Source organism: Rhodoblastus sp. (assembly GCF_041915505.1).
GTDB lineage: Bacteria > Pseudomonadota > Alphaproteobacteria > Rhizobiales > Beijerinckiaceae > Rhodoblastus.
The window spans coordinates 1-8,522 of record NZ_JAYSBG010000142.1; the positions used below are offsets into that span (position 1 = coordinate 1).

At 66.9% G+C, this 8,522-nt stretch carries 8 protein-coding genes; 6 read left to right on the top strand and 2 right to left on the bottom strand.

Annotation, left to right across the window (positions count from 1 at the left end):
• Positions 1-281: 281 nt before the first annotated feature.
• Both cydB and ACE3S9_RS10515 read right to left on the bottom strand, forming a co-directional pair.
• The gene (cydB, locus tag ACE3S9_RS10510; protein WP_374546407.1) at positions 282-1,283 is read right to left on the bottom strand and encodes a cytochrome d ubiquinol oxidase subunit II; all 1,002 of its coding nucleotides are present in this window, start codon (positions 1,281-1,283) and stop codon (positions 282-284) included.
• Complete coding sequence (locus ACE3S9_RS10515) at positions 1,280-2,641, bottom strand: cytochrome ubiquinol oxidase subunit I (RefSeq protein WP_374546408.1); 1,362 nt, start codon at positions 2,639-2,641, stop codon at positions 1,280-1,282. Before ACE3S9_RS10515 ends, cydB begins: the two co-directional genes overlap by 4 nt.
• Positions 2,642-2,883: 242 nt before the next feature.
• On the opposite strand from ACE3S9_RS10515, the gene clcA reads away from it, so the two are divergent.
• From clcA to ACE3S9_RS10545, 6 genes are all read left to right on the top strand, one after another.
• Positions 2,884-4,179, top strand: coding sequence for a H(+)/Cl(-) exchange transporter ClcA (clcA, locus tag ACE3S9_RS10520; RefSeq protein WP_374546409.1), 1,296 nt, complete (start codon positions 2,884-2,886; stop codon positions 4,177-4,179).
• A 30-nt stretch (positions 4,180-4,209) separates the two neighbouring features.
• Entirely contained in the window at positions 4,210-4,632 is a 423-nt protein-coding gene (locus ACE3S9_RS10525) for a hypothetical protein (RefSeq protein ID WP_374546410.1), read from the top strand.
• Between the two features lie 89 nt (positions 4,633-4,721).
• Positions 4,722-5,711 carry a hypothetical protein gene (locus ACE3S9_RS10530; RefSeq protein WP_374546411.1) on the top strand — a complete coding sequence of 330 codons (990 nt, stop codon included), beginning with the start codon at positions 4,722-4,724 and terminating at the stop codon, positions 5,709-5,711.
• Between the two features lie 10 nt (positions 5,712-5,721).
• The gene (copC, locus tag ACE3S9_RS10535) at positions 5,722-6,096 is read left to right on the top strand and encodes a copper homeostasis periplasmic binding protein CopC (RefSeq protein WP_374546412.1); all 375 of its coding nucleotides are present in this window, start codon (positions 5,722-5,724) and stop codon (positions 6,094-6,096) included.
• A gap of 19 nt (positions 6,097-6,115) precedes the next feature.
• Positions 6,116-7,051 carry a CopD family protein gene (locus ACE3S9_RS10540; protein WP_374546413.1) on the top strand — a complete coding sequence of 312 codons (936 nt, stop codon included), beginning with the start codon at positions 6,116-6,118 and terminating at the stop codon, positions 7,049-7,051.
• Between the two features lie 135 nt (positions 7,052-7,186).
• On the top strand, positions 7,187-8,522 hold a 1,336-nt coding region (locus ACE3S9_RS10545; protein WP_374546414.1), incomplete at its 3' end, for an acyl-CoA dehydrogenase family protein.

The window sequence follows — 8,522 nt, forward strand, 5'->3', positions numbered from 1 at the left end:
CGCGTCATGCCGGCGGTGAGAGCGATGAGCAGCGGCGCCGTGCTGAACGGATTCATGATCGGCAGCAGGCCGGCGAAGACCAGCAGCACGAGCTCGGCAAATCGGAAAGCGGTCATGAGGCTCCCTGTTCGACAGCGGCCAAAAGGCTCCGCATGGGGGGAGCCTCGCTTGGCGGAGGCTTCGCATGGCCGTTCCGCGCGCCGGGGTCAAGCCCCCGCGCGCGAGCCGGTCGCGTCAGCGCGCGCCTTGGCTCCGAGGGCCTTGACTCCGCTCGCCTTGGTTCAATGTCCGGTGATCCGGAGCTTGCCCCAGAACATGGAATGGACCACCGCCGAATAGATCAGCACCACCGGCAAGGCGACGAGGCCCGCGCCCCAGAACAGGAAGGACAGCGACGATTCGGGCGCGGCCGCATTGGCCACCGTCACGCTATAGGGGATCATATACGGCCAGAAGGCCGCCGCCAGAAAGGCGAAGGCGGACAGGAAGAACAGGATGGTGAAGAGGAAGGGCCGGCCGTCGCGCCGCGCCTTGATCCCGCGCGACACGCCCCAGAGCGAAAGGGCGCCGGTCAGCACGAAAATCGCCGCCCAGGGCCGCTCCACCAGCCGCGCGATCACGCCCTCGGCCTGGAAAAAGGTGACCAGAGTGGCGAGCGCCAGGATCGCCGTCATGCCTCTGGCGAGGAAGGGCGCGCGCTCATAGGCCCAGTCGCGCAGCCGGGTCGGCGATTTCAGGATCAGCCAGCCGGCGCCGAGCAAGGCATAGCCGAACATCAGGCCGATTCCGCACAAGACGGGCAGGGGCCGCAGCCATTCGAACGGGCCGCCGACATATTGGCCGTCCTTGACCGGAATGCCGAGGATCATCGCGCCGACCGCTGCGCCCTGGACGAAGGCGACCACGCCCGAACCGGCCCAGAAGCCGACGTTCCAGATGTGCGACGGACCGCCGCGCCCGCGGAATTCGAAGGCCACGCCGCGAAAGATCAGCCCGAACAGCAGCAGCAGCACCGGCAGGTAGAAGGCCGGCAAAAACACCGCATAGACCGTGGGAAAGGCCGCGAAAAGCGAGGCGCCGACGATGATCAGCCAGGTTTCATTGCCGTCCCAGTAAGGCGCGATCGCGCCCATCATTTCGTCGCGCAGCTCCTTGTCCCGGGTGGCGCCGAACAACATGCCGATGCCGAGGTCGAAGCCGTCGAGCACGACATAGAGCAGGATGGCGAAGGCGATGACGCCGGCCCAGAACAATGCGAGGTCGGAAGGCGCCTCAGGGCTCATTCGGCCGTCTCCATCTGGAAGCCATAACCGGTCGCGGCCGGGGTCTTGCTGGTGAAACCATCGCGGAACAGGCGGTAGAAATAGATCACGCCAAAGGTATAGATGAGCGAATAGACCAGAATATAGCCGACCAGCGAAGCGAGAGCCACGGAGCCGGACAGCGAGGGCGTCACGGCGTCCTTGGTGCGCAGCAGTCCATAGACCACCCAGGGCTGGCGGCCGACTTCGGCGGTGAACCAGCCGGCGATGACAGCGACGAAGCCGGTGGGGAAGGACAGCAGCGCTAGCCACAGGAACCAGCGCTCGTCCTCCAGCCGGCCCAACCAGCGCAGGAACAGGCCGCCCCAGGCGACGGTCATGATGACCAGCGCCATGCCGACCATGATGCGAAAGGTCCAGAACGGAATCAGCACCGGCGGGCGGTCCTCGGGCGGGAAGGAATCAATTCCGACTTCCTTCGAATCCCAGGTGCCGGTGGCGATGAAACTGCCGAGCTTGGGGACCGAAAACGCATAAAGGTTGCGGCCCGTCGCTTCGTCGGGCCAGCCGACCAATACTTCGGCGGCGGGCTGTTCGTCATGCCAGCGCGCCTCGATCGCCGCGAATTTGGCCGGCTGATATTTGTGGACGAGATCGCCCGCCAAATGGCCGAACAGGATCTGGACCGGGATCAGCACGGCGGCGAGGCCGAGGCCCCAATCCAGCATGACATGCGATTCCTCCCAGGCCTTGTTGCGCAGGCGGAGCCAGGCGCCCGTCGCGGCGACGCACATGCTGGTGGTGAGGAAGGCGCCGAGCAGCATATGGGGCCAGCGGATGCGCACCACGGGGCCGAGCACGATGGCGCGCCAATCGTCCGGAATCATCTTGCCATCGACCACCGTATGGCCGAGCGGAACCTGCATCCAGCTGTTGTTGCACATGATCCAGAACGACGACAGCATGGTGCCGAGCGCGACCATGCAGCAGGACAGGAAATAGAACCAGCGCGGCACGCGGTCGCGCCCCACCAGCACCACGCCGATGAAGGAGGCTTCGAGCAGGAAGGCGGTGAAGCCCTCATAGCCGAGCAGGGGGCCCTGAATCGAGCCGGTGCGGGCGGAGAGCACGCTCCAGTTGGTGCCGAACTGGAAGGCCATGACAATGCCGCTGACCACGCCCATGGCGAAGGACAAGGCGAACACCTTCACCCAGAAATCGAACACCCGGCGATAGACCGGATTGCCGGTGGCGAGCGACATGCCCTCGATGGTCGCGAGCCAGGCCGCCAGGCCAATGGTGAAGGAGGGGAAAATGATGTGGAAACTGACCACGAAGGCGAATTGGATTCGAGACAGGAGGACCGGATCGAGTTCCATACGCTGAAGTCCGAATGCGCGTTCGTTTGCAGGCTCTCGGTACGGCGCGTTTCCGACGGCCTGATGACAGCCGGCGCTATCCGACCGTTCGCGCGCGCCGCTGTCAATTGAAATTTCACTCCCGCCCGGCGGCTTGCCGCGTGGTCGGCTTTCCTGTCAGGATGACGCTTGATGAGACCGGAGCAGACATGACGGAAACGGCGACGGAAGAGCAAGACGAATCGCGCGGAGAATCGCGAGGCTTGGCCGCGCTTTCGCTGTTCGCTTTGCTGACCGGCGCTGTCGCCGGGCTGGTCGGCGCGCTGTTTCGCCTCGCTCTGGAGCAGGCCGATCTTTTCCGCGCCTCGATTCTCGCCTGGGCCGGGGGACGGTCGGGATTCGGGCTGGTCGCGGCCGCGCTGGCCTGCGCCGCGGCGGCCGCCGCCGCGACCTGGCTGGTGCGGCGTTTCTCGCCACATGCGGCCGGCAGCGGCATTCCCCATGTCGAAGCGGTGCTGCGCGGCGAACTCCCGCCCGCGCCGCTGACGCTCCTGCCGGTCAAGTTTTTCGGCGGCCTGCTCTCCATCGGCGCCGGCCTCGCCTTGGGCCGCGAGGGGCCGAGCGTGCAGATGGGCGCAACCCTCGCCCATGAGATCGGACGCCGGTTCGGCCTCGGCGCGGCGGATTGTCGCGTGCTGCTGGCGGCCGGCGCCGGCGCCGGCCTCGCCACCGCCTTCAACGCCCCGGTCGCGGGCGCGGTTTTCGTGCTGGAGGAGCTGGCGCAACATTTCGAACGCCGCATGGCGATCGCCGCTCTGGCGTCCTCGGCGACGGCCATCGCGCTGGCGCGCGTGCTGCTGGGCGACGCGCCGGATCTCCTGGCCGCCGCGCTCGCGCCAGCGCCTGTCGAGGCCTACGCCTTGTTTTTCATCGCGGGCGGCGTCGCGGGCGCGCTCGCCATCGCCTATAACCGGACCCTGCTCGGCGTGTTGGCGTTCTGCGACGGCCTGACGCGCATCGCCCCGGTTTGGCGCGCGGCGGTGATCGGCGGCGCGGTTGGGGCCTTGGGCTTTTTCGCGCCGTCGCTGGTCGGCGGCGGCGATCCGCTCACGCAAAGCGCCTTGCTGGGCGATGGCGATACGGTCGCGCTGATTCTCGTTTTCCTGCTGCGCTTCGGTCTTGGCGCGATCTCCTATGCGGCCGGGACGCCGGGCGGCCTGTTCGCGCCGCTGCTGACGCTCGGGGCGCAGTCGGGCCTGCTGTTCGGCTTCGCCTGCAAGGCTTTGTTCCCGGCGGTTGCGATCGAGGCCCGCGGCTTCGCTCTGGTGGGGATGGCGGCCTTTTTCACGGGCGTCGTCCGTGCGCCGCTGACCGGAATCGTGCTGGTGACCGAAATGACCGACAACGCCAGTCTGCTGCTGCCCATGCTCGCGGCTTGTTTCGCCGCCATGCTGGTCCCGACGCTGGCGGACGACGAGCCGATCTACGATTCGCTGCGCCTCCAGACGCTGCGGCGCGCCCGCGCCCTGGCGGCGGCTGATCGACCGGAGGCCGCGTGATTGTTGCGCGGGTGAGACCGCCTCTGTATCGTGAACGCCTTGCGGGAGCGGAGCGTGGCGCGCGAAGGCATGACGGAGCAGCGTGAGTGGCGCTGGCGAGCCTGGACGGCCCGCCTCGTCGCGCTGGTTTTCGTCCTGCAATCGGTCGGCCTGTTCCTGGCGCCGGGGCGGCCCGCCGCATTTCCGGCCGGCGCGTCGGCCATGGCGATGGCCGATTGCCCGCATCATCATCCGGGAGGCCATCATCATCACGGACAAGGCGACGATTCGTCGGATTCCTGTCCGATGTGCCAGTCGCTGGGCTGCGCGCTGGCGAGCGCCGCGACGCCCGCTTTCGTCCTGCGCGTCGAAGAGCGGCTGATCGTCCTCGTCGCGCTGCCCGCCCCGCAATGGTCGCCCCGGACCGCGCCGTTGCCGACGCCGCCCGCGCGCGGCCCTCCGTCTCTGGTCTGATCCAGCGTTTTCAACGCTCTTTCGCGGGGCGCGCCGAGGCGGCGCGTCCCTGACGCCGCTTGGCGGCCAGATCAGATCGAGAAACCTCCATGAATCCTATTTCACCGCCGCGCGCGCCGCGTCGCGCGCGCAAAACCCCTATGCTCGCCGCCTGCGCGGCGCTCGCCGTCGCCGCTTCGCCGGCGCAGGCTCACACCATTGTCGGCGATCGCGTTTTTCCCGCGACGCTGGCCATCGACGATCCCGGCGTCAATGACGAACTGACCCTGCCGACGTTCACCTACCTGACCGCCGGCACGACCGACGGCTCGCCGGGAACGATCAATTACGGGTTGGGCTGGGAATATTCCAAGACCATCACCTCGACGCTCGCTCTGTCGGTCGGCTCAGAGGGCTATCAATGGCAACAGCGCCCCAACGCCTCCGGATGGGCCAATATCGAGACCCAGCTCAAATATGTGATGTGGCAGGATCCGAAAGCGGAAGCCATCGTGGCGACCGCGATCAGTGCGGAATGGGGCAATACCGGCAGCCCGCAGAGCGCCTCGTTGCCGTCCGATCCCTTCACGACTTTGACCTTCCGGCTTTACGCCGGCAAGGGCTTCGGCGATGCGCCGGCGGATTGGATGAAGCCCTTCGCCATCACCGGCGAATTCGATCTCGGTCTTCCGACGCGCTCCTCGAACGCCGATGGCAGCCTCAATCCGACGACGATCTCCTATGGCGCGACGCTGCAATACAGCCTGCTCTATATGAATTCGCATGTGCAGGAGCTGCCGGAACTGCTTCGGCGGCTGATTCCGGCCTTCGAGGCTGATTTCACCACGCCGGTGAGCAATCTCGACCAGCCGGCGCCGGGCGATTTCGGGACCAACGTCACCACCGGCGTGGTCGGGCCGTCGCTCTATTACATCAGCAATTATTTCCAGCTCGGCGTGATGGCGCAGGTTCCGATCAGTGCGGCGAGCGGCGCCCATGTCGGCGTGATGGCGTCGATCGACTTCTATCTGGACGACATCGCGCCGACCACGCTCGGCAAGCCCCTGTTCGGCGCGCCGCAGGCGCATGTGCATTATTGAGGAGAAAACCATGTCGAACCGTCGCAGATTCCTCATCGCCGGCGTTGCCGCCGCGCTCGCGTGTTTTTCCGGCGCCGCTTTCGCCCACGCCTTGCTCGATCACGCCAGTCCCGGCGTCGGCGCGACCGTTCAGGGATCGCCGAAGGAGCTGGCGCTGAGCTTTACCGAAAAGATCGTGGCGTCCTTTTCGGGCGCCACGCTGACCTCGGCCAATGGCGCGACCGTGCCGATCGGCAAGGCGGCGGTCGATCCCGGCAGTCCGGCCACCATGCATCTGTCGGTCGGGCAGGCCCTGACGCCCGGAAACTATGTCGTGAACTGGCATGCGGTTTCGGTCGACACCCACCACAGCTCGGGGTCGTTCAAATTCACGGTGGCGCCGTGAGGCCGGCCGGGAGCCGATCATGGACGATATGAACGCCGGGGAGGGCGGCGGCTTTACGCCGCTCGTCGCCGTCCTCCTCTTCACGCGATGGATTCATTTCGTCGCGGTCTTCGTGTTGTTCGGCTCGGCTTTGTTCTGGACCTATATGGCGCCCGGCTTCGAGCGCGCGCAGGCGGGGACCGATCGCCTGCTGCGCGCAGCGGCGTCGGTCGCCGCTCTGTCCGGACTCGGCTGGCTGGCGGCGATCGTCGCCAATATGGCGGGCGGCTTCGACACATTGTCCGATCCGCAGACATGGTCCCTGTTCTTTTTCGAGACCCAGTTCGGCCCCGTCGCGGCCGTCCGGCTGGCTTTGCTCGGCGCGGGCGTCGTCGCGGCGGCATGGCCCAGGCCCGCGCGGCGCCGGTCCGCCGTCCTGATGACGGTCGGGGCGTTGCTGCTCATCAATCAGGCCTGGCTCGGCCATGCCGCCGAAGGCGGCGCCGGTCTGTGGGGCGCCTGGATGATCCTGGTCTATGCCGTCCATGTGCTCGCCGCCGCCGCCTGGCTCGGCGGATTGCCCGCGCTGCTGCTCGTTCTGCGCGAGACCGAGGCTTCGGGCGAAGGCGGCGCCATGGTCGAGCCGCTGCGGCTTTTTTCCCTGATGGCCTTGCCCGCCGTGGCGCTGATCGCCGTGAGCGGCGCCGGCAATGTCGGCTTTCGCGTGGGATCTTCGTTCGGCCGGATGTTCATGAGCAATTATGGCGCCGTGCTTTGCGTCAAGGCGGCGCTGGTCGCGACCATGCTGGCGCTCGCCGCCTTCAACCGCTTCGTCGCCTTGCCCGGCCTGCGGGCCTCAGGGGGCGACGGGGCGCTGGCGGCGCGGCTGCGCGCGAGCGTTTCGTTGGAGCTGGCGCTCGGCGCGGCCGTGCTGGCCGTCGCCGCGCTGCTCGGAATCACGCCGCCGCCGCAATGAGCCGGCGGTTAGGCAAAAGGGGAAGTCCGCGATGGTTGAGTTCGTCGGACGGCGGGATTAGCTTGGCGCGCCGCCGCCTCGCCGGCGCTTTTTCAGTCTGATTGCGCCGCGCCGCGCCGCCCCGGAGATTTTCTCATGACCGCCTATCAAGCGCCGATCCGCGACATGATTTTCGCGATGAAGGAAATCGGCGGCTTCGAGCGAATCGCCGCTTTGCCCGGAAGCGAGGAGGTTTCGGAGGATCTGGTCGAGGCGATCTTCGAGGAGGCGCGCAAATTCGCCGGCGACGTGCTCAGCCCGCTGAACCAGCCCGGCGACATGCAGGGCTGTGTCTGCAAGGACGGCGTGGTGACGACGCCGGATGGCGTCAAGGAGGCCTATGCGGCTTTCTGCGACAACGGCTGGAACGCCATGCCGGCGCCGTTGGCCTTCGGCGGCCAGGGCCTGCCGAGCCTGGTCTCGACGCCGGTGCTGGAAATGTGGACCGCGGCCAATCTGGCCTTTTCCCTGTGCCAGATGCTGACCCTGGGCGCCACAGCCGCGATCGACCATCACGGCTCCGACGCCCAGAAAGAGCTTTACCTGCCGAATATGGTGGCCGGGACCTGGACCGGCACGATGAATCTCACCGAGCCGCAGGCGGGTTCGGATCTTGCCGCCGTGCGGACCAAGGCGGTCCCCGAGGGCGACGCTTTTCGGATCACCGGCACGAAAATCTTCATCACCTGGGGCGAGAACGACGTCGCCGAAAACATCATCCATCTGGTGCTGGCGCGCCTGCCCGACGCCCCTCCCGGCGTGAAGGGCATTTCGCTGTTCCTGGTGCCGAAATTCCTTGTCAATCCGGACGGCTCGCTCGGCGAGCGCAATGATCTGATCTGCGCCTCGATCGAGCACAAGCTCGGCATCCACGGCAGCCCGACGGCGGTCATGTCCTTCGGCGATAACGGCGGCGCGCTCGGCTATCTGATCGGCGAGGCCAATCGCGGTCTCGAATATATGTTCACCATGATGAACCACGCCCGCCTCAATGTGGGCCTTGAGGGCGTGGCTGTCGCCGAACGCGCGTTCCAGCAGGCGCGCGATTACGCCCGGCAGCGCATTCAGGGCCGGCCGATCGGCGGCCAGACCGGCGATCCGATCGCTTTTCACCCCGACGTCAAGCGCATGCTGCTCGACATGAAATCGCGGGTCGACGCCATGCGGGCCTTGGCCTATTTCGTCGCCGGCCAGATGGATGTCGCGCATCTCTCGCCCGACAAGGCGGAGGCGACGGAAGCCCAGGCTTTGGTCGATCTGCTGATCCCGGTGGTCAAGGGCTGGTGCACCGAAAATGCGGTCGATATCGCCTCGACCGGCGTGCAGGTTCACGGCGGCATGGGCTTCATCGAGGAGACCGGCGCGGCCCAGCATTATCGCGACGCCCGCATCACGCCGATCTATGAAGGCACCACCGGCATTCAGGCCAATG